This is a genomic window from Thermomonas carbonis (assembly GCF_014396975.1).
GTDB classification, from domain to species: domain Bacteria; phylum Pseudomonadota; class Gammaproteobacteria; order Xanthomonadales; family Xanthomonadaceae; genus Thermomonas; species Thermomonas carbonis.
On record NZ_CP060719.1, the window covers coordinates 2,051,554 to 2,071,267 of the forward strand.

Genomic DNA, 19,714 nt, shown 5'->3' on the forward strand with positions numbered 1-19,714 from the left:
GCCTTCGCGGGAATGACGAGCAAACGCAAGCATGATCTCGCTCTTCGCCGCCGCCCGCGCCTGCCTCGATGCGAGCACCCCGGACGACAAGCCAACGCTCACCCATGAAATGGCGGAAGCCTTCGCACGCGGCGAACTCGTGATCGATGCCGATGCGCCACTGCCCGAGCCGATCCGCATGCCCGGCCGCCCAGAGCGTCCGCTACTCGTGCATCCGCGCGACCTGCCGCGCCGCGGCTTCGGCAGCAACGAGGGCCGCGCCGCCTTCATCCACGCGGTCGCGCACATCGAGTTCAACGCCATCGACCTCGCCTGGGATGCGGTCTATCGCTTCCGTGGCATGCCGGAGACGTACTACGCGGACTGGATTGCGGTCGCGAATGACGAGGCGCGCCATTTCGAAATGCTGCGCGGGCGGCTGAAGGAGCTCGGCCACGACTACGGCGACTTCGGTGCGCACAACGGCCTGTGGGAAATGGCCGAGAAGACCGCGGGCTCCGGGCTGGCGCGGATGGCGCTGGTACCGCGCGTGCTGGAGGCGCGCGGACTCGACGTGACGCCGGGGATGATCGTGAAGCTGCGATCGCTGGGCGATACGGTTACCTCCGAAATTCTCGAAACGATCCTGCGCGAGGAAGTTGCTCATGTCGCGGCCGGATCGCGTTGGTATCGCTGGCATTGCGAACGCGAAGGCGTCGAGCCACGCGGCAGATTCCGCGAACTGCTGCGCGAATACGCGACCGGTGTGTTGCACAAGCCGTTCAATAAGCAGGCGCGGCTCGAGGCGGGGTTCGATCTCGAAGAACTGGAAAGCCTGTTGGCTGAGGCTGGTTGAGTTTCATCCGCGGCGGAGATGTTGTGCGGCACACTTCGCGGTACTCGTCCCGGAGGATCGCCATGAAATTCACCATCGCGTCGTTGTCGTTGTTGCTGGCCGCCTGTACTCCGTCGCAGCCGCCGGCTGAGCCCGCGCCACCGGTAGAAGCCGTTGCGCCTGTCGCGCCGGTGACACCGGCACCGCCCGCTGCCGAGGCGCCTGCTGCCAAGCGAGTGGCCGGTCAGGAAAACGCGGATCCGCTACAGATATTCCGTGCGTTCGGCACCGAGCCGTTCTGGAACGTCAATGTCGAAAACACCAAGCTGACGTACACGACGCCGGAGGACCAGACGGGAGTCGTGATGGAGGGGACGCGGCGAGCACTCGCCGACGGCGTGGAGATTGCTGGCCAGCACGATGGCAAGGCATTCGTCGTGACCATCAGCAGCGGAACCTGCAGCGATGGCATGTCGGACAACACGTACAGCCTGGAATCGACGTTCCGCTTCGGCGAAGTCGACTACAAGGGCTGCGGCGAAGCGGCTAAATAGGGAAAAGAAAGACGAGGGAGCCGGGTGTTCGGGTAGCGGCATTTCGAGCCGCGCAGCGAATGCCCGGCTTCCTCGTCGTCGTCCTACAACGAAGCGAGTTCGACGCGGTCCGCGTTGACCCGCAGCACCGAGCCCTGTTCGTACCAGTCGCCCAGCACGATGCGGGTGTTGCCGTGGCCTTCGTCGTGGATCGCCGGGCGATGGGTGTGGCCGTGGATCATCCGGCGCACACCGGATGTTGCGAACAACGCATCGACTGAGTCCTTGGCCACGTCGCCGACGACCTCTGCGGTGCCGGCACTCACCAGTTCGCCGTAGCGTGCCTTGCTCGCAGCGCGTGCCTGCGTGGCAAAGGCGAGCCGGGCCTCCAGCGGCTGGGCAAGGAACTGCGCCTGCCAGCGTGGATCCCGGGTCTGCGCGCGGAACTGCTGGTAGGCGAGATCGTCGGTGCACAGCAGGTCGCCGTGCAGGATCACGGTAGGCGTGCCGTGCAGATCGACGACTACGGGCTCATCGAGCAGGGTCATCCCGCTGCACGTGGCGTACTCCGCTCCGAGCAGGAAATCGCGGTTGCCGTGGATGAAATAAGCGGGCACACCCGATGCGGTGAGCGACCGCAGCTTTTCGGCAACGAAGCTGCCGGCTTCAGAGGGATCGTCGTCGCCGACCCAGGCTTCGAACAGGTCGCCAAGGATGTACAGCGCATCGGCGTTGCGCGCCTCGCTATCGAGGAAGCGGCCGAACAGCTCGGTGATCGCCGGTCGTTCCGGATCGAGGTGCAGGTCGGCGACGAACAGCGTGGTCATGGGCGAAGTGTAAGCGCTGCGCGTTCGCCGGCTAAAATACCCACATTCCGTTCGATGTCGCGCCCATGACCGTCCGCACCCGTTTCGCCCCGAGTCCCACCGGCTACCTGCACATCGGCGGCGCGCGCACCGCGCTGTATTGCTGGCTGGAAGCGCGCCGCAAGGGTGGCGAGTTCATCCTGCGGATCGAGGACACCGACCGCGAGCGCAGCACGCAGGGCGCGATCGACGCCATCCTCGACGCCATGCAATGGCTCGGCCTGGATTATGACGAAGGTCCGATCTACCAGACCCATCGCCTCGGCCGTTACAAGGAAATGGCTGAGCAATTGGTGGCCTCGGGCCATGCGTACTACGCCTACGAGACGAAGGAAGAACTCGAAACGATGCGCGCGGCCGCGATGGCCGCCAACGAGAAGCCGCGCTACAACGGTGCCTATCGCGATGCGAACGCGGGTTGGCGCGACGATCCGAATCGGGTGATCCGCTTCCGCAATCCGCTCGACGGCGTGGTGGCGTGGGAAGACAAGGTCAAGGGCCGCATCGAGATCGCCAACGGTGAGCTCGACGACCTGGTGATCTTCCGCAGCGACGGTTACGCCACCTACAATTTCGCGGTGGTGGTGGACGACATCGACATGCGCATCAGCGACGTGGTGCGTGGCGACGACCACGTCAACAACACCCCGCGCCAGATCAATATCTACACCGCACTCGGCGTGCCTGTGCCGAACTTCGCGCACCTGCCGATGATCCTGGACGAGCAGGGTGCCAAGCTCAGCAAGCGCACCGGTGCCGCCGACGTGATGCAGTACCGCGACGCCGGCTATCTGCCACATGCGCTGTTGAACTACCTCGTCCGCCTTGGCTGGTCGCATGGCGACCAGGAAGTGTTCTCCATCACCGAGATGCAGGCGCTGTTCGACCTCGCCGACGTCAACGCGAAGGCCGCGCGCCTGGACATGGCCAAGCTCGGCTGGCTCAACCAGCAGTACCTGAAGTCGGACGATCCGGAGTCGGTGGCGAAGCACCTGGTCTGGCACCTCGAGGAGGCTGGCTATGACCTGGCGAAAGGCCCGAAGCCGGCCGACATCGTGATCGCGTTGCGCGAGCGCGCGCAGACGCTGAAGGAAATGGCCGAGAAATCCGCAGTGTGGTTTGGTCCCCTGACCCAGTACGACGAGAAGGCGGTCGCCAAGCACCTGACCGCGGCCGCGGCCGAGCCGTTGGCCGGCATGCGTACGCGCCTTGCTGCGTTGGATGCGTGGAGCGTGGAAGCCATCGAAGCCGCGTTCCATGCCACCGTCGAGGCGTCCGGACTCGGCATGGGCAAGATCGCGCAGCCACTGCGGGTGGCGATCACCGGCACCCAGGTCAGCCCGGATATTTCGCACACGATTTTTCTTGCCGGACAGGATGAAGCCATCCGTCGCATCGACGCCGCCATTGCGAAAATTCCGCTTGAAAGCGCGTCGGCCGGCACCTAGATCATCGCCATGGCCAAGTCGCACGCCTGCAGCAGTCCCGACCACCACGTGCACGATGCCGCCGGCTTCGTGGCGGCGGTGGAGCGCGCCTGCAGCGAACGCGGGCTGCGGCTGACCGAGATCCGCGCGCGCGTGCTCGGGCTGGTCGCCGATGCCGGCAAGCCGATCAAGGCCTACGACCTGCTCGACAAGGTGCGCGAAGGCGAGGGCGCGGGTGCCGCCGCGCCACCGACGGTGTATCGCGCGCTGGATTTCCTGCTGGCGAACGGTTTCATCCACAAGCTGGAATCGGTCAACGCGTTCGTTGCCTGCCACCATCCGAATGCCGCGCAGCATTCCGCGCCGTTCCTGATCTGCGATGGCTGCCACAAGGCGGTCGAGCTGGAGGACGAACACGTCGTCGCCACCCTCGACGCGCAGGCGCGCGCGCTGGGTTTCAGCCCGCAGACGCAGACCCTGGAAGTGCACGGCCTGTGCGCGGAGTGCGCGGTCAAGTAGAAACGCCTGCCCCTGAGGGAGGCAGGTGCCGATCGACCGCAGGGGTGGCGACGATCAGAAGAACAGGCGCACGCCCAGCACCACGTTGCGGCCCGGCAGCGGCACCACGTCCTTGAGGAACGAGGTGTGCGGGCGTGCCTCGCGGCTGCTCAGGTTGCTGCCATCCACGAAGACTTCCCACTCGCGGCCGCTGGCGGTGTCGATGTGCCAGGCGACATGCGCGTCGACCAGGGTGTAGCCGGGCGTCGCGTCCTCGAACGCAGCCACGTCGTCCTGCTTGAGGTAACGCACCGCGCCGATGCTGGCGCGCCAGCCGTCGCGTTCCCAGCGCAATTCACTGCCGACGCGCGAGGGCGCGATCCGCGGCAGGTTGCCGCCGGTCGCCACCTGCGCGTCCTCATGGTGGAAATGATCGCCATGCGGAACATCGACTTCGACCAGCGTGGTGCCGGGCGCATCGGCCAGCTTGCCGCGCACGGTGTCGGCGAACGCGCCGAGCGTCCACAGGCCGCTGTCGCCCTCGGAGATCTGCCAGTCCACGCGCGCCTCCATGCCCGAGAACCGAGCGTTGTCCTGTCGCCACACGCGCGCTGGAAAGCCCTCGACTTCCAGGTCGGTGTCGGCCAGGTAGACGAAGTCGTCGTAGCGCGCATGCCACACGGACAGTTGCGCCTCGACCGGGCCGCGATGCAGGTGCATGCCCAGTTCGATGCGTTCCGCAGTTTCCACGCCGAGCGCGGCGTTGCCGAATTCGAAGCCGCCGGTGGCGACATGCAGGCCCGATGAATACAACTCCTCGGCAGTCGGTGCGCGCTGCGCGCGATCCAGCCCGAGGTTGAAGTGCAGTGCGTCGTTGACCTTCCAGCCCAGTCCGGCGGAGAAACTGGTGGTCTTGAAATCGCGATCGGGCGATGCGGTGGCGGTTTGGTCCACATCGACACGATTGCGATCGTGACGCAGGCCCAGGTCCAGCTGCAGCGAACCGAATGCGCGCTGGCCGATCCAGAACAGGCCGGTGTCGCGCGACACCGAGCCAGGCACGAAGGCTTCGTCGCCGACCGCGACGAAATCGCGATCGCTGGCTTGCAGTCCGAACGCGCCCTTCCAGCCGGCGACCGGTGCATGCACCAGTTCCACGCGGGCCTCGCGGCTGTGGTTCTGGAAGACCGTGCCGACGTCCGCGCCCTCGAATTCGGTATGCGTGTAGTCGGTATTGGCGAATTTCACCCGCAGCGATTCGAACGGGCCGAGGTCGTCGATGCCGCCGCGCAGTTCGCTGCGGCGCTGGTCCATCACGATGCGGACATCGCCTTCCTCGTGATGTTCTTCTTCGCCTTCGTGATCGTGGTCGTCCTCTTCGTCACCGTGGTCATGGTCAGCCTCTTCGTGGGAATGGTCATGCCCGCCGGGAATGCCGTAGGCGGTGTTGTAGAGGCTGTACGACGCACCGATGAAACCGCGTGCGCCGATCCAGGACACGCCGAGCGCGGCGCTGTCGGTGCGCACCGCACTGTTGCCCAGGATGCCGGCGTCGGCGGGATCGGGCGTCTCGCTTTCCTCGGCCAGGTGCGCAGCGCTCTCGGCGAAACCGGGGATCGAATAGTCGCCGGCCTCGCGATGCAGCGCATCGAAATGGAACGCGAAGGGCCCGGCGTAGCCATCCAGCCGGAACATGCCGGTGCGCTCGTCGTTGACGCTGCCACCGCGCAGTTCCGCACGGCCTTCGAGCGGCGCGTCGGGGAGAGCGTCCGGTATGCGCCCATCGACCACGTTGACCGCGCCGCCGATCGCGCCGCTGCCGTAGAGCAGGGTGGCCGGACCTTTCAGCACTTCGATCTGATTGGCCAGGAAGGGTTCGATGGTGACCGCGTGGTCGACGCTGACCGTGGACACGTCGCCGGAACTCAGTCCGTCGCTCAGGACCTGCACGCGCGCCCCGTCCAGTCCGCGGATGATCGGCCGACCCACGCCGGGGCCGAAGTTGGAGGACTGCACGCCCGGCAGTTTGGCCACGGTCTCGCCCAGGGTGCCGGCCTTGGCTTCGTCCAGCTTGCTGCCGGCCAGGACCTCGACCGGAGTGGCCAGGGTTTCGGCGGTATCGGCCAATGGCGTGGCGCGGACTTCGACCGCCGCCAGGTCTTTCGGCTCATGGTCATGCTGGGCGTGCTGCGCGTCCTGGGCGCGCGCAGTGGGGATGAGGGCGAGGGCGAGCGCACTGGCCAGGGCGGCGTGCTTGAATGCGTGGGAAGACGGAGGCATGGAAGGGAGCACTGTGATGACGATGAAAGATGTTATAACATATCAAAATCGGATCCCCGCCCGTGCCTGAAGTCACCCCTGCATGAGTCCACGCCTGCACGCCCTGTTCGATCGCCTTGGTGCCACCGGCGCGCTGCTGTGCGCGATTCACTGCGCCTTGCTGCCGGTGCTGATCGCGCTGTTACCTTCGCTGGGCCTGTCGGCCGCACTGGCGCCGGCCTTCGAGGTCGGATTCGTCCTGTTCGCCACCCTGTTCGGCTTGGCAGTGCTGGTCTGGAGTTACCGCCGCCACCGCGCCATGCGCGCGTTATGGCTGCTGATCCCGGGGCTGGCGGTGCTGTGGATCGGGGTCTTGTATCCGCCGCTGCACCATTCCGTGGTCCCGCATGCGGTGGCGATGACTTTCGGCGGCACCCTGGTCGGCCTGGCTCACCTGGCCAACCTGCGGCTCAACCACGGCCACGTCCACGACGCGACGTGCGCCCACGGGCATTGACCGGGGTGCGGTGCAACGCCGTGCTAGAATGCCCGGCTTCGCGCGCGTCGCGAACCTCAACACACACGAACACACTCGAATCGATCCAGGAGCAACACGATGGGCAAGGGCGACCGCAAGACTGCCAAGGGCAAGCGCTACAACTCGAGCTACGGCAACGCCCGTTCGCACGCGACCACCAAGGTTGACGGCACCGCGGCGGCACCTGTCGCGAAGAAGACCGCGACCAAGACCGCGGTGAAGGCACCGGCCAAGAAGGTCGTTGCCAAGAAGGCCTGATTCCGCCGCATCCACGGATGCGCGATCAAACCCGCGAAAGCGGATCTCGAAGGAAACCCCGCCATGGCGGGGTTTTCCCGTTATGGGGGGCTATTTTCCTGCGCCGGCCTCGATCGCCGTCCAAGCGCGCAGCAGGTTGCCGCCCAGGATCTTGCGGATGTCGGCGTCCTTGTAGCCGCGCGCCTGCAGGCCTGCGACAAGATGCGGGAAGTCGGCCACGGTCTTGAGTTCGGGCGGCAGTTCGCCGTCGACGCCGTCGAAGTCCGAGCCGATCCCGACGTGGTCGATGCCGAGCAGCTTCACCCCGTAATCGATCTGGTCGAGCACCTGCGCCAGCGTGCTTGCGCGGGCGGGGTGTGCTGCGTCCCAGTCCTTGCCGAATGCGGCGCGGTCCTTCGGTGGCTGGCCTTGCGCTTTCAGTGCGGCATTGCCGCGGTCGAAGGCGTCGATCGCGCGGAAATACGCCTGAGTGTCGGCGGCGCTGGCCGGGTCGATGAAGGCGGTGCCGAACGGAACCTGGATGACGCCACCCTTCGCGGCCACGGCCTTGGCGACCGCATCGCTGATGTTGCGCTCGAAGTCGGGGGTGAAATGGCGGAATGCGGAATGGCTGGCGATCACCGGCACCCGGCTCAGCTTGATCGCCTCCATCGCCGATGCGTCGCCGAGGTGGGAGACGTCGACCATGATCCCGACCCGGTTCATCTCTCGCACCACGTCGCGTCCGAACGGGCTCAGGCCGTTCCACGTCTTCTCGAGCGCGTAGGAAGAATCGGCGAGCCGGTTGTTGGCGCTGTGCGCCAGGGTGATGTAGCGCACGCCGCGGTCGAAGAAGAACTTCACATTGGCCAGATGGTCACCGAGCGGCGCGCCGTTCTCCATGCCCAGGGGCAGCAGCACGCGGCCGCCTTCCAGCAGGCGGCTGACATCGCGTGGCGAGGTGAGGATCGCGAACTTGCCGGGATGCCGGTGCACTAGCGCCTCGACGCCGTCGATCATCTGGTTGGCGACGTGCCACGCGCTGCCGTCGGCATCCTGTTTCGGCGAGGTGTAGATCGACATGAACGCCACGTCCAGGCCGCCCGCGCGCGACCTCGGGTAGTCGAATTCGCGATCCTTCGCTTCCACGCCGAGGTCCGCCCACGTGTCCATCAGGATGCCGGGGGCGTCGATGTGGGTGTCGACGATGATCGCGTCCTGCGCCAGTTTCGCCGCGGCGTCCTGCGCCTGCGCGATGGGTGCAGCAAGAGCCAGCGAAGCGAGGATCGAAGCGGCGAGGGCGGCATGGCGCATGAAGGTCTCCATTGATTCAGACGAGCCGGCGACCACCGGTATGTGAGGCGTGCAGCAATTGCCCGCCAAGCCAATAGCACAGCGCGGCCGGTTGTCGCACGTGCCAGTGGGCGAAGTCGGCGCGCAGGCCCGTGCGCAACACGCCGCGATCCTGCAGGCCGAGCGCGCGCGCGGCGTTGATCGTCGTGCCACGCAGCGCTTCTTCCGGCGTCAATTTGAAATGCGTGCAGGCCAGTTGCATCGCCTGCTGCAGTGATAGCAAAGGCGATGTGCCGGGATTGCAGTCGGTCGCGACCGCCATCGGCACGCCGTGCGCGCGCAGCAGGTCCAGTGGCGGCAGCACCGTTTCACGCAACACGTGGAATGCACCGGGCAGCAGCACCGCGACGGTGCCGGCGTCGGCCATCGCGCGCACGCCGGCCTCGTTCGTATGCTCGATGTGGTCGGCGGACAGTCCATGGAATTCGGCCGCCAATGCCGCACCGCCGCCATCGCTGAGCTGGTCGGCATGCAGCTTGACCGGCAAACCCAATGCGCGCGCAGCCTCGAACATCCGCCGCGTCTGCGCGGAAGAAAACCCGATGCGCTCGCAGAACGCATCGACCGCGTCGACCAGACCTTCGCCATGCAATGCCTGCAGCCAGCCGATGGCGGCATCGATATAGCCATCGGCATCGTCGCGATATTCCGCGGGTAGCGCATGCGCGCCGAGGAAGGTGGTTCGCACGCCGATGCCGAGCGTCACTCCGATGCGCCGCGCGACGCGCAGCATCTTGCGCTCGTTGTCCAGGTCCAGGCCATAACCAGACTTGATCTCCAGCGTGGTCGCGCCGTCGGCGATCAGCGCACGCGCACGCGGTAACGATTGCGCGAGGAGTTCGTCTTCGCCGGCCTCGCGCACCGCGCGCACGCTGGAGAGGATGCCGCCACCGCTGCGCGCGATCTCCTCGTAACTCGCGCCCTGCAGGCGCAATTCGAATTCGCCGGCGCGATCGCCGGCGAACACGAGATGCGTATGGCAATCGACCAGGCCCGGCGTGACCAGGCCTTCGGCTTCGATCACCTCATCGGCGAGCGACGACGCATCGCCGGGCAATCCGCTGCGTGGCCCGACATACACCAGCAGGCCATCCTTCCAGGCCAGCGCGCCGTCTTCGACCAGGCCGTAGCCGCTGTCGGTATCGAGGGTCGCCAGGCTCGGGCCCAGCAGGAGGCCGTCCCAGCGCTCAGTCGCCACCACCGCCCCGTCGCCCCCACCATCGCAACCGTCGTGGTGCGAATGACCGCTGTCTCCACCACCGCCGCCATTGCCGGAACCGTAGCGGCGGCGCAATTGCAGGATCAGCACGACGGCCAAGGCCATTGCTGCCAACGTCATCCCGATCACCAGCATTCCGTCCATGCGTGAAGCCTACCGCAGGCCACGGCGGGTTTGCGCGACAATGCGCCGATGCACACGCCGATCACTTCCATCGCGACCCGCAGCGCGCGTGGCTGGGCCCTGCCCGGCATCGTCAACCTGCATTCGCATGCGTTCCAGCGCGCGATGGCCGGGCTGGCCGAACGCCAGACCGATCCCAATGACTCGTTCTGGACCTGGCGCGAAACCATGTACGCGATGGCCGCGCGCTTCGACCCCGACCTGCTGCATGCGGTCGCCTCGCAGCTGTACGTGGAAATGCTCGAAGCCGGCTACACCACGGTCTGCGAATTCCACTACCTGCACCACGCGCCCGACGGTGCGCCCTACGCGCAGGCCGATGCGATGTCGCAGGCCTTGCTGCGCGCCGCGCGCGACACCGGCATCCGCATTACCTTGCTGCCGGTGCTGTACATGACCGGCGGCTTCGACGGTCGCCCGCTGTCCGACCGCCAGCGCCGCTTCGGCCACGACGTCGATGCCTACCTGCGATTGCTCGACACCCTGAGGGCGGGCGAGTGCGACACGGTGCGCATCGGTTGCGCCCTGCACAGCCTGCGCGCGGTGCCGTCCGACGCGATGCATGAGGTGCTGACGGCGCTGCCTGCGGCGTCGCGCATCCACATCCACATTGCGGAACAGTTGCCTGAAGTCGAGGAATGCGTGGCACTGCGTGGCGCGCGGCCCGTGCAATGGCTGCTGGACAGCGTGCCGGTGGACGCGCGCTGGACGCTGGTGCACGCGACCCATCTGGATGAAGAAGAAGTGCGGGACATCGCGGGCAGCGGCGCCACCGTGGCGATCTGCACTACCACCGAAGCGAATCTCGGCGACGGTTTTTTCCCGCTGCATGATTACCTGGATGCCGGTGGACGCTGGGGCGTCGGTTCGGACTCGAACAGCTCGGTCGATCCGGTCGAGGAACTGCGCTGGCTCGAATACGGGCAGCGCCTGCGCGCGCAGCGACGCAACATCGCCTCCAGCATGCGCATGCCCAGCGTCGGTGCGACGTTGCTGAGTGGCGTGCATGCGAGCGCGGCGGACAGTACCGGTTTCGATGTCGAAGACCGCGTCGTGCTGGATGCCGACGCACCGATCCTGGCCGGTGCGACCGATGGCGACGTGGTGGATCGCTGGCTGTTCAGCGGCAACCGCCCGCTGGTGCGCGATGTCGAAGTCGCCGGCGTGCGCGTGGTCGAGGATGGCCGGCATCGTGATCGTGATGCGGTGGCCGATCGTTATCGCAAGGCGATGAAGGCACTGCTGACTTAGAACGACACGCTCTTGCTCGTCATTCCTGCGAAGGCAGGAATCCAGTGTCTTGGCTGGTGATGGATTGAAGTCACTGGATCCCTGCCTTCGCAGGGATGACGGCTTTCGCCGGGATGACGGGATTTTCAGAACAGCCCGCCCTGTTCCGCAGGCAGCGCGCCTTCCAGCCGCAGCAGGAATTCCTTGGTCGGCAGGCCGCCACCGAAACCGACCAGTGCGCCGTCGGCGCCGATCACCCGATGGCATGGCAGCACGATCGGCAGCGGGTTGCGTCCATTCGCGGCACCGACTGCGCGCATCGCATTCGCATTGCCCATGCGCGCCGCGAGTTGCGCGTAGCTGATCGTGGTGCCGAACGGGATGCGTGCGAGTTCGCGCCACACGGACACCTGGAAGTCGGTGCCGCGCGGCGCCAGCGGCAGGTCGAACGACGTGCGCGTGCCTGCGAAGTACTCGCCGAGTTGCGCCTCGGTCGCCTGCAGGATCGCGTTGTCGCCGCCGTGCCAGTCGCCGGTGTCGGCGGGGTGGCGGTTCTCGCGGAATTCGATGTGGCGCAGGCCGTGGTCGTCCGCCGCCAGCATCAGCGGCCCGACCGGACTGTCGATGCGCCGGCACAGCATCAGCGATCGTCCTGGAGGGCAGGCAACAGCGGCGCGATGTCGCCATCGTTCGGTGCCGGGGTGATCCGCAACAGGCGCGCCAGCAACGGATAGACATCGACATTGTCGAAGGCCGGCAAGCGCACGCCGGTGCGGAAAGATGGCCCGACCGCAGTGAACACCGCACGCATGCCGATGTCCTCAGGCGCGAAGCCATGCTCGCCCTTCAATGTTGTCGGTGTCGGCCAACGATGCAGCCAGACACGCCAGCCATCGTCGGCCTGGCAGACGATCGCCGGGATCCGCGGGTTGCGCCCGAAGTGCCAGCTTGCCGGGGTCTCTCCCTTGCGCCAGCACTGGAAGTGGTCATGGCGACGCACCAGCGCACGCTCGACCTCGGCCTCGCGGCCCGGGCGCGCGCGCAGCCATGCCATCTGCCCGACCGATTCCACGTCCATCGTATCCGCCGGCACGATGTCGTCGAGATAACGCGCGTCTTCGGCGCGCACATCGGCCATGCCGTGGTCGGACAACACGATGAGATCCACGCTCTCATCGAGCCCGCGCGCGCGCAGCCCGTCGCGCAAGCGCGCAAGCCCGGCATCGACCGTGGCCAGCGCTTGCATCGCCGGCTGCGAGCGAGCGCCGGCCGCATGCGAGGCCACGTCGTACTGCTCCAGGTAGAGCGTCAGCAAACGCGGCCGTTGTGCGGTCGGCAGGTCCAGCCACGCCAGCACCTGATCCACGCGTGCATCCACCGGCAGGGTGCCGTCGAACTGTTTCCAGTAACGCGGGCGTTGCCCGGCGATCTCGGCCTCGGAGCCCGGCCAGAACATCGTCGCCGCGATCCCGCCCTGCCGCTGCAGCGTGGCCCAGATCGGCTCGCCGCCGTACCAGCGGCCGTCGCGCGCGCTGGCCTGCTTGGACACATAGCGCCCCAGCACGGCGTCGTTGATGTTGTTGTTGACGATGCCGTGGCGATCCGGACGCAGGCCCGTCGCCAGCGTGTAGTGATTCGGAAAGGTCAGGGTGGGATAGCTCGGTTGCAGCCAAGCGGCCTGCACGCCTTCGCGGGCGATCGCATCGAGCACCGGCATGCGCCCAGTGCCGGGCACCGCGGCGGGCAGGCCGTCGATCGAGACCAGCACCACGATCGGCGCGGGGCGGGACGCAATCGGGGTGGCGCAGCCCTGGACGATCAGCAGCAGCGCCAGCAGACCGGCACGGAACAGGAATGACATGGGTCGATGATAACGGAGGCGTGCGACAGCCCGGCGTCCGTACCGCTGAGTCGAGCCGGGTGCCGGTGCGATAATCGCGGCTTCGCTTGCCTGCAGGAGCCGCCCACGATGTCCAGCCGCGTCGATCCGTCCCGCGTCATCCGCGCCCCACGCGGCAACCAGCTGACCTGCCGCTCGTGGCTGACCGAAGCGCCGTTCCGGATGCTGCAGAACAACCTGGATGCCGAGGTCGCCGAAGACCCGACCTCGCTGGTCGTCTACGGCGGCATCGGCCGCGCCGCGCGCGACTGGGCCTGCTACGACAGGATCATCGAAACCCTGAAGACGCTGGGCGATGACGAGACCCTGCTGATCCAGTCCGGCAAGCCGGTCGGCGTGTTCCCCAGCCATGCCGATGCGCCGCGCGTGCTGCTGGCCAATTCGAACCTGGTCCCGCATTGGGCCACGTGGGAACACTTCAACGAGCTCGATAAGAAGGGCCTGATGATGTACGGCCAGATGACCGCCGGCAGCTGGATCTACATCGGCAGCCAGGGCATCGTGCAGGGCACCTACGAAACCTTCGTCGAGATGGGCCGCCAGCATTACGGCGGTTCGCTCAAGGGCAAATGGTTGTTGACCGCCGGACTCGGCGGCATGGGCGGCGCGCAGCCGCTGGCCGCGAGCTTGGCCGGCATGAGCAGCCTCAACATCGAATGCCGCCAGGCCAGCATCGATTTCCGCCTGAAGACGCGCTATGTCGATGAGCAGGCGACAGATCTCGATGACGCCCTCGCGCGCATCGCCAAGTACACGGCATCCGGCGAAGCGAAATCCATCGCACTGCTCGGCAATGCCGCCGATGTGCTGCCGGAACTCGTGCGTCGCGGCGTGCGCCCCGATTGCGTCACCGACCAGACCAGCGCGCACGACCCGGTGCATGGCTACCTGCCGATCGGCTGGACTGTCGTGCAGTGGTTGGCCGAACAGACGGCGAATCCAGACGGCGTGCGCGATGCCGCCAAGAAATCGATGCGCGTGCACGTCGAGGCGATGCTCGCCTTCCATGCCGCGGGCATCCCCACCGTCGACTACGGCAACAACATCCGGCAGATGGCGAAGGACGAAGGCTGCACCAATGCATTCGATTTCCCCGGTTTCGTGCCCGCGTACGTGCGGCCGCTGTTCTGCCGCGGCGTCGGCCCCTTCCGCTGGGTCGCGCTGAGCGGCGATCCCGAGGACATCTACAAGACCGACGCCAAGGTCAAGGAACTGATCCCCGGCGATGCGCACCTGCACAACTGGCTGGACATGGCGCGCGAGCGCATCAGCTTCCAGGGCCTGCCGGCGCGCATCTGCTGGGTCGGCCTGGGCCTGCGCCACAAGCTGGGTCTGGCCTTCAACGAGATGGTCCGCAATGGCGAACTCAGCGCGCCGGTGGTGATCGGCCGCGATCACCTGGATTCGGGTTCGGTCGCGTCACCCAACCGCGAAACCGAGGCGATGAAGGACGGCAGCGATGCGGTGTCCGACTGGCCGCTGCTCAACGCGATGTTGAACGTCGCCGGTGGCGCGACCTGGGTCAGCCTGCACCACGGTGGCGGCGTGGGCATGGGTTACTCGCAGCACAGCGGCGTGGTGATCGTCTGCGATGGCACGCCGGAAGCCGACAAGCGGATCGCGCGGGTGCTGTGGAACGATCCCGGCACCGGCGTGATGCGGCATGCGGATGCGGGCTACGGGATCGCGAAGGAGTGCGCGCGGGAGATGGGGTTGAAGTTGCCGATGGTGTAGAGGAGTGTTCGCTCGTACCTTGCAAATCAGTAGTGACCAACGCGGTCGTATGCGCTTTTCGGCTGGGAGGGTTGAGTGCAGATTGAATCGCTGAAGTTCGAAGGGGACGTATTGCTTTGTCGCCGACTGGGTTGGTTTTTCAACAGTTCGCCCTGTCAACGTCATCATTGGTCGAAACAACACGGGTAAATCGCATCTTCTTGAGCCCGTGCGTATTTCATGCGCTGGAATCAAGAGCGCAAACCAGTGGGACCTTCTCTGCTCAGGCACGTTGGATGAGCAATCTCTGCGCGGCCGTTCCGAAAATATCTCCGAAGGAGATCCGAGAGGGAATCGCTGGACCAGCCATGGCCAGCAATTCATTGATGTTCCCACCTTCGCCAATGCCATGATGGCGAACGCGTGATCCACTGAACGAAGCCCGATGGTCGATCGGCCTTGCCAGGATGAGCGCGGTTCTTGCGCGTGCCGGCGAGTGCGCGGCTAGATGGTGTGCGTGTACTCGAACACTTCCGGCCGAACGAACCGCGCGAATCGCCTGGTTTCGGCATCAGGCGTTAGGCGTTTCTCCGCCTGTCGAATCCTATTCGAAACCGACTCACTCGCCAGTCCGGTGGAACGCCGCGAACGCATTGGCGAGTTCTTCCGACTGCGCTTCCAGGCTGATCTGAGCCACCACACCGCGGACAAGCGGCTTGTCGATCTGAGTGAGTGCGAACTCTTCGACCGGGATTTCTTCGAGGAGTTGCTCGAACGGCGGACGCTCGCCGTCGGGCATGGTGTCCCACAAGGCGCGGAGATGGACGCGCATCGCCTGTTCGATGCCGGCGTCCATTTCCGTGGCGGTGAGCGATACCCGGTTGCCTTGCAGTGTGGGCGTGCCATCGGCCAGGTACACGATGGCGTAGACCTCGCCCAGGTGCGAGTCGTCCGTCCACGCCACGATGCCGAACGGTCGATCGTCCATGAGCTGGCGAGCGGGGGAGTTGGTGTAGATGCGGATCGGCATGCTGGCCCTGGGTATTGGAGATGCCCGGATCCTAACGAGTGGCGCGAAAGTGCCGGATGAAAGCGCCGGGTCATGCCGTTCATGCAGCTGAAGTGAACCGTCAGGCGGAATGCTGCGGAATGGTACGGCGGCAATGTCCATGACCGGCATTTTGTGCAACGCTCGGCACGCCAACAGTCCCTCTGCAATTCCAGCCTGCTCGACTCGGCATCGAGCCGCTCCATCAACGAGGCACCGCGTGATGATCGATGTCCTGATGCCTGAGCGCCTGCGCTATCTGCTGCAGAGCCTGCAAATCAACGAAGCCCTGCGCGAGCTGAATGCCACGACTGGCTATCGGTTCACTGCGGTCTACCGGTTCACTCCCTCGGGCGCGGCCAATCTGGCGATCTTCGATCGCCAGTCGGACGCACCGGAATCGCTGCTGGTCGTCCCCGAAGGTGCGTCGTACTGCGGGATCGTCCGCGATTCGAGGAATGCGTTCCTGGTGACTCGTTCACTGGAAGACGGCCGCATCGTCAAGCATCCTGCCCGTGAAGTCGTTCAGTCGTACTGCGGGGTGCCTCTCATCGGCGAGGATGGGGAAGTGTTCGGAAGCCTCTGTCATTTCGACTTCGAGCCACGCGTGGTGTCAGACGACGTGACGGAATTGATGTCCGAAGTCTCCCGCTATCTGTCGCCGGAGAGCGGGATGAACGAGTTGGCGGAGACCGTCGCGCAGCGCATCACCCGCCTGGGGCAAATGGCCAGCGCGATGCGCGACGCCGCAAAGGATCCGGATGAATTGCGGGAAACGTTCGACATGTACGCGCAGCCGGTCAGGCTCCAGGCGGAAGCGTTGAATCCCTCTGTGCGCGACGCCATGGAACAACGGGTCAGTGCGCTGCTGGCGTCCATCCTCGGATCGCCCCTTCGGGCTTGAGATGCAGAGGCTCTGCGTCGGCGCGAGAGCCAGGTCTTGGCCGGCGATTGAAGCTTGCAATGCATGCGGCGCGACCGGGGACGCGACGCTTTGTCCAGGCCGTATTGTCACCTGAGAACGCACCAGCATGGGGACAAGTCAGCGGATTGGCTGCCGCTGAAGCGCATGTAGAGCGCCGCTCACGTGCCGCGCTTCTTGAGTTGCCCGTCAAGCATCGTGGCTGCTTGGGCATGCCGTTCACGGAAGACCGGTGCGCCGTTCATGTGCAACGAAGTGCTTGAAGCCCAAAAGCGGATTGCGCGAGTACCATGGGATGCACCGTAGCCGGCCTGATGCGTCACGCGACTGCGATCACGAGTTCACACTGGCACCTCGACGGCAGCCGGCTCTCAGCTTGCCGCTCGCAACTGTTGAAGGGATATGCAGGAATGCCCCGCATGAAATGGAATTCCGCATGACAAGTTCACACCGCAGCTGGTGGACTCGCGCTTCTGGCAGCGTATTCATCGGTTTGCTTGCATTGCTGCTGGTACAGCCAGTGCCGGCTTCGGCCCAGCTTTTGCAACCCACCATCAGCACCGTGGGCGGTGGTGGGGAACCCGCATCCGGGAACGGTGATGGTGGCGCTGCCACCAGCGCGCGCATTTCCGAGCCGGTCGGCATTGCCGTCGATGCCGTGGGCAATCTCTATGTTGCGGAACGCTATTCGTTCACGGTGCGCAGGATCTCCCCATCTGGAGTGATCACCACGGTTGCGGGGAATGGTACCCAGCCCTACAACGGGGATGGAATTCCGGCCACGTCTGCAGGCATGGATGTCCGTGGCATCGCGCTGGATGCCGCCGGAAATCTGTTCATCGCGGACGGCTCCAACAAGCGGATCCGGAAGGTGGCGAGCAGTGGTGTCGTCAGCACTGTGGCTCGCAGCGGCCTGGCATTTCCGTCCAGGGTGGGGCTGGATCGCCAAGGCAGAATATTCGTGATTGATGGCGCACGCGTCCTGCGCGTGGATGCGGGCGGCAATGCGCAGCCGTTCGCCGGCAATGGAGATTTTGGCCAGGGCGGCGATGGCGGACAGGCGCTGCAAGCCCAGTTGGAGAACCCGACCGGGCTGGCGTTCGACGCGCAAGGCAACGTCTACATCGTGTCCGGGGAACGCGTGCGCAAGGTCGATGCCGGCGGCATCATCACCACGGTCGTCGGTGGTGGGCACTTCAGACTCGATCCGGTCGCCACCAGCCAGCGCTGGCTGTTTCCTCGTGGTGCCGGATTCGATTCGCGTGGGAATATCTATGTTGTTGGCTGGAACAATACCGTCCAGATCATCAATGCTTCGGGTATCTCGGAGAATGCGGTTGGAACGCTTCCGCTGGCGTTCGCAATCATCGCCAGCGCGCCCTTCGGGTTTTCGGGGGATGGCGGCCCGGCCCGCGCGGCGATGCTCTACGAGCCCGAAGCGATCGCCATCGACCAGTACGACAATCTCTACATCGCGGATGCCCGCAACAACCGCATCCGCAAGGTCACGCCGGTACCGACGCCGCGGACGCCGATCGGCATAAATGCATTCGCGCCCTATCGAACCTATTCCGTCGGCAGTTACGGACGTTCGATTGCGGTGGCGGACGTGACCGGGGACGGCCGGGACGATGCCTTGATGTTGACGTCCGACTGGGGCCCGCAGGCACCCGAGCCGGCGAACGACAACATGTTGAACCTGTTTGTTCAACAGCCCGACGGAACGCTTTCGGCACCGCTGAAATATCCGCACGGGGACAACGATTTCGTCAAGGCGGTTGCGGGTCCGGCCACCGGTGACCTGAATGGCGACGGTCGCAAGGATGTCGTGGTCGGGCTGATGGACGGCATCCGCGTATTCCTGGGACGTGCCGATGGCCTGGCGGCTGGCGTCCAATACAAGGGAATACCCCGCGCGCAGCCTGTGCACAGCCTGGTCGTGGTCGACGTCAATCACGACGGAAACCCGGATGTCGTCACGTTGAGCGGTGGCCGTGCAGAGGGCGGGAGTTACCCGGATGATTTGTACGGTTTCCTCTACTACTACGGGAATGGATCAGGTGGTTTTGGTTCGCCGCAGTTCATCGCCATGGCGGACCAGCACAGCTGGGGGCGGCTGCAGGCGCACGATGTGGACGGAGACGGTCTGCAGGACCTGATGGGGCAGTGGGCCGATACCTACCAGACCGTGGACGGGATGTGGCATTACCGGGCCGGGATTGCGTGGAAGCGGCATCTTCCGGGTGGTGGCTTCGCAGCTACCCGGTTTGCATCCATCGAGGACGCTTATTCGTTCAGCGCCACCTTCGCCGTGGGGGATTTCACTGCCGATGGCCGCAAGGATGTGGTCATGGCGCGTTCCGCCAACGCACCAACGGCGGCCTATGCCCTGCTGGCGCAGGATGCCTCCGGCGACTTCAAGGAGGTGCGCAGGTGGCAGTCTTACGATATTCCGCAGGAAGTGCGCGCCGCGGACATGAACCAGGATGGCTATCAGGACCTGCTGGTAATCCACTCGGGATGGCACGCCATCGGCTACCACCCGGGGAGCTGGAAAGGCCTGGACGTCGAGGTGAAGTACTACGTGGATGAGTCCTCCAATCAGGTCCAGCCGGCGCTCGCCGTGGGCGATCTCAATGGCGATGGCTGCCGCGATGTGGCGATGGGGGATCGCAATTTTGGTCTGGTCGTACTCGCGGGGACCCGTTGCTTCCGCCGGCTATCGGGTGGCCAGCCACGCGTGCCGCCGAGGGAAAACCCAGCCACTACCCAGTCTCCGAGCTCTGCTGATGCGATCGCCGCTGATGTGACCACGCCCCCGGAGACCCAGTTGCCTGTCGATGTCTCGCCCCGCAGGCGCATGTTGGCGTTGCTGTTTGCGTTGATGGCGCTCATCGGGCTTGCTGGGTGGCTGTTCTGGGGGTTGAACGGGTTCGGGAAGTCTTTCTGGGTTTGGCGTGGGCGCTGATGGACG

At 65.6% G+C, this 19,714-nt stretch carries 17 protein-coding genes; 10 read left to right on the forward strand and 7 right to left on the reverse strand.

All coding sequences use genetic code 11. The annotated features are described in order from the left end of the window. Nucleotides 1-31 precede the first annotated feature (31 nt). Both H9L16_RS09420 and H9L16_RS09425 read left to right on the forward strand, forming a co-directional pair. Nucleotides 32-835 (forward strand): ferritin-like domain-containing protein, encoded by an 804-nt coding sequence (locus H9L16_RS09420; protein WP_187551469.1) that lies wholly within the window; start codon nucleotides 32-34, stop codon nucleotides 833-835. Between the two features lie 62 nt (nucleotides 836-897). After that, entirely contained in the window at nucleotides 898-1,368 is a 471-nt protein-coding gene (locus H9L16_RS09425) for a COG3650 family protein (protein ID WP_187551470.1), read from the forward strand. Nucleotides 1,369-1,451: 83 nt separating this feature from the next. Here the strand turns inward: H9L16_RS09425 and H9L16_RS09430 are convergent, their stop codons facing one another. Continuing rightward, nucleotides 1,452-2,174: a UDP-2,3-diacylglucosamine diphosphatase gene (locus tag H9L16_RS09430; protein WP_187551471.1), complete on the reverse strand. Its 723-nt coding sequence runs from the start codon at nucleotides 2,172-2,174 to the stop codon at nucleotides 1,452-1,454. A gap of 65 nt (nucleotides 2,175-2,239) precedes the next feature. Here H9L16_RS09430 and gltX point away from each other — a divergent pair, with 65 nt between their 5' ends. Both gltX and H9L16_RS09440 read left to right on the forward strand, forming a co-directional pair. After that, nucleotides 2,240-3,661, forward strand: a complete 1,422-nt coding sequence (gltX, locus tag H9L16_RS09435; protein WP_187551472.1) for a glutamate--tRNA ligase — start codon at nucleotides 2,240-2,242, stop codon at nucleotides 3,659-3,661. A gap of 9 nt (nucleotides 3,662-3,670) precedes the next feature. After that, a complete protein-coding gene (locus H9L16_RS09440; RefSeq protein ID WP_187551473.1) occupies nucleotides 3,671-4,159 on the forward strand; it encodes a transcriptional repressor in 489 nt (162 codons plus the stop codon). Nucleotides 4,160-4,213: 54 nt separating this feature from the next. On the opposite strand, the gene H9L16_RS09445 is transcribed toward H9L16_RS09440, so the two are convergent. Further along, complete coding sequence (locus H9L16_RS09445) at nucleotides 4,214-6,418, reverse strand: TonB-dependent receptor (RefSeq protein WP_187551474.1); 2,205 nt, start codon at nucleotides 6,416-6,418, stop codon at nucleotides 4,214-4,216. Nucleotides 6,419-6,500: 82 nt separating this feature from the next. Between H9L16_RS09445 and H9L16_RS09450 the strand changes: the two genes are divergently transcribed. Continuing rightward, a complete protein-coding gene (locus tag H9L16_RS09450; RefSeq protein WP_187551475.1) occupies nucleotides 6,501-6,914 on the forward strand; it encodes a MerC domain-containing protein in 414 nt (137 codons plus the stop codon). Between the two features lie 99 nt (nucleotides 6,915-7,013). Continuing rightward, the gene (locus H9L16_RS09455) at nucleotides 7,014-7,193 is read left to right on the forward strand and encodes a 30S ribosomal protein THX (protein WP_187551476.1); all 180 of its coding nucleotides are present in this window, start codon (nucleotides 7,014-7,016) and stop codon (nucleotides 7,191-7,193) included. A 90-nt stretch (nucleotides 7,194-7,283) separates the two neighbouring features. Here H9L16_RS09455 and H9L16_RS09460 read toward each other — a convergent pair whose 3' ends face one another. Both H9L16_RS09460 and hutI read right to left on the reverse strand, forming a co-directional pair. Continuing rightward, nucleotides 7,284-8,486 carry a dipeptidase gene (locus H9L16_RS09460; RefSeq protein WP_187551477.1) on the reverse strand — a complete coding sequence of 401 codons (1,203 nt, stop codon included), beginning with the start codon at nucleotides 8,484-8,486 and terminating at the stop codon, nucleotides 7,284-7,286. Between the two features lie 16 nt (nucleotides 8,487-8,502). After that, a complete protein-coding gene (gene hutI / locus H9L16_RS09465) occupies nucleotides 8,503-9,723 on the reverse strand; it encodes an imidazolonepropionase (protein WP_229796606.1) in 1,221 nt (406 codons plus the stop codon). A gap of 213 nt (nucleotides 9,724-9,936) precedes the next feature. Here hutI and H9L16_RS09470 point away from each other — a divergent pair, with 213 nt between their 5' ends. Then, nucleotides 9,937-11,178 carry a formimidoylglutamate deiminase gene (locus H9L16_RS09470; protein ID WP_187551478.1) on the forward strand — a complete coding sequence of 414 codons (1,242 nt, stop codon included), beginning with the start codon at nucleotides 9,937-9,939 and terminating at the stop codon, nucleotides 11,176-11,178. A 125-nt stretch (nucleotides 11,179-11,303) separates the two neighbouring features. Here H9L16_RS09470 and H9L16_RS09475 read toward each other — a convergent pair whose 3' ends face one another. Both H9L16_RS09475 and H9L16_RS09480 read right to left on the reverse strand, forming a co-directional pair. Beyond that, on the reverse strand, nucleotides 11,304-11,798 hold the full coding sequence (locus H9L16_RS09475) for a methylated-DNA--[protein]-cysteine S-methyltransferase (RefSeq protein WP_187551479.1): 495 nt from the start codon (nucleotides 11,796-11,798) through the stop codon (nucleotides 11,304-11,306). After that, entirely contained in the window at nucleotides 11,798-13,018 is a 1,221-nt protein-coding gene (locus H9L16_RS09480) for an alkaline phosphatase family protein (RefSeq protein WP_187551480.1), read from the reverse strand. The genes H9L16_RS09475 and H9L16_RS09480 overlap by 1 nt, the downstream gene beginning before the upstream one ends. Nucleotides 13,019-13,126: 108 nt before the next feature. Here H9L16_RS09480 and hutU point away from each other — a divergent pair, with 108 nt between their 5' ends. After that, nucleotides 13,127-14,791: a urocanate hydratase gene (gene hutU, locus H9L16_RS09485; RefSeq protein ID WP_187551481.1), complete on the forward strand. Its 1,665-nt coding sequence runs from the start codon at nucleotides 13,127-13,129 to the stop codon at nucleotides 14,789-14,791. A 598-nt stretch (nucleotides 14,792-15,389) separates the two neighbouring features. On the opposite strand, the gene H9L16_RS09490 is transcribed toward hutU, so the two are convergent. After that, on the reverse strand, nucleotides 15,390-15,800 hold the full coding sequence (locus H9L16_RS09490; protein ID WP_187551482.1) for a hypothetical protein: 411 nt from the start codon (nucleotides 15,798-15,800) through the stop codon (nucleotides 15,390-15,392). Between the two features lie 139 nt (nucleotides 15,801-15,939). Between H9L16_RS09490 and H9L16_RS09495 the strand changes: the two genes are divergently transcribed. Both H9L16_RS09495 and H9L16_RS09500 read left to right on the forward strand, forming a co-directional pair. After that, complete coding sequence (locus tag H9L16_RS09495) at nucleotides 15,940-16,722, forward strand: GAF domain-containing protein (protein ID WP_187551483.1); 783 nt, start codon at nucleotides 15,940-15,942, stop codon at nucleotides 16,720-16,722. A 442-nt stretch (nucleotides 16,723-17,164) separates the two neighbouring features. Further along, nucleotides 17,165-19,708, forward strand: a complete 2,544-nt coding sequence (locus H9L16_RS09500; RefSeq protein WP_187551484.1) for an NHL domain-containing protein — start codon at nucleotides 17,165-17,167, stop codon at nucleotides 19,706-19,708. Nucleotides 19,709-19,714 lie beyond the last annotated feature (6 nt).

Excerpts from the sequence above, each read along its gene's own strand:
- H9L16_RS09420 (WP_187551469.1), top strand. The coding sequence starts at position 32 with ATGATCTCGCTCTTCGCCGCCGCCCGCGCCTGCCTCGATGCGAGCACC.
- H9L16_RS09425 (WP_187551470.1), top strand. The coding sequence starts at position 898 with ATGAAATTCACCATCGCGTCGTTGTCGTTGTTGCTGGCCGCCTGTACT.
- H9L16_RS09430 (WP_187551471.1), bottom strand. The coding sequence starts at position 2,174 with ATGACCACGCTGTTCGTCGCCGACCTGCACCTCGATCCGGAACGACCG.
- gltX (WP_187551472.1), top strand. The coding sequence starts at position 2,240 with ATGACCGTCCGCACCCGTTTCGCCCCGAGTCCCACCGGCTACCTGCAC.
- H9L16_RS09440 (WP_187551473.1), top strand. The coding sequence starts at position 3,671 with ATGGCCAAGTCGCACGCCTGCAGCAGTCCCGACCACCACGTGCACGAT.
- H9L16_RS09445 (WP_187551474.1), bottom strand. The coding sequence starts at position 6,418 with ATGCCTCCGTCTTCCCACGCATTCAAGCACGCCGCCCTGGCCAGTGCG.
- H9L16_RS09450 (WP_187551475.1), top strand. The coding sequence starts at position 6,501 with ATGAGTCCACGCCTGCACGCCCTGTTCGATCGCCTTGGTGCCACCGGC.
- H9L16_RS09455 (WP_187551476.1), top strand. The coding sequence starts at position 7,014 with ATGGGCAAGGGCGACCGCAAGACTGCCAAGGGCAAGCGCTACAACTCG.
- H9L16_RS09460 (WP_187551477.1), bottom strand. The coding sequence starts at position 8,486 with ATGCGCCATGCCGCCCTCGCCGCTTCGATCCTCGCTTCGCTGGCTCTT.
- H9L16_RS09470 (WP_187551478.1), top strand. The coding sequence starts at position 9,937 with ATGCACACGCCGATCACTTCCATCGCGACCCGCAGCGCGCGTGGCTGG.
- H9L16_RS09475 (WP_187551479.1), bottom strand. The coding sequence starts at position 11,798 with ATGCTGTGCCGGCGCATCGACAGTCCGGTCGGGCCGCTGATGCTGGCG.
- H9L16_RS09480 (WP_187551480.1), bottom strand. The coding sequence starts at position 13,018 with ATGTCATTCCTGTTCCGTGCCGGTCTGCTGGCGCTGCTGCTGATCGTC.
- hutU (WP_187551481.1), top strand. The coding sequence starts at position 13,127 with ATGTCCAGCCGCGTCGATCCGTCCCGCGTCATCCGCGCCCCACGCGGC.
- H9L16_RS09490 (WP_187551482.1), bottom strand. The coding sequence starts at position 15,800 with ATGCCGATCCGCATCTACACCAACTCCCCCGCTCGCCAGCTCATGGAC.
- H9L16_RS09495 (WP_187551483.1), top strand. The coding sequence starts at position 15,940 with ATGACCGGCATTTTGTGCAACGCTCGGCACGCCAACAGTCCCTCTGCA.
- H9L16_RS09500 (WP_187551484.1), top strand. The coding sequence starts at position 17,165 with ATGGAATTCCGCATGACAAGTTCACACCGCAGCTGGTGGACTCGCGCT.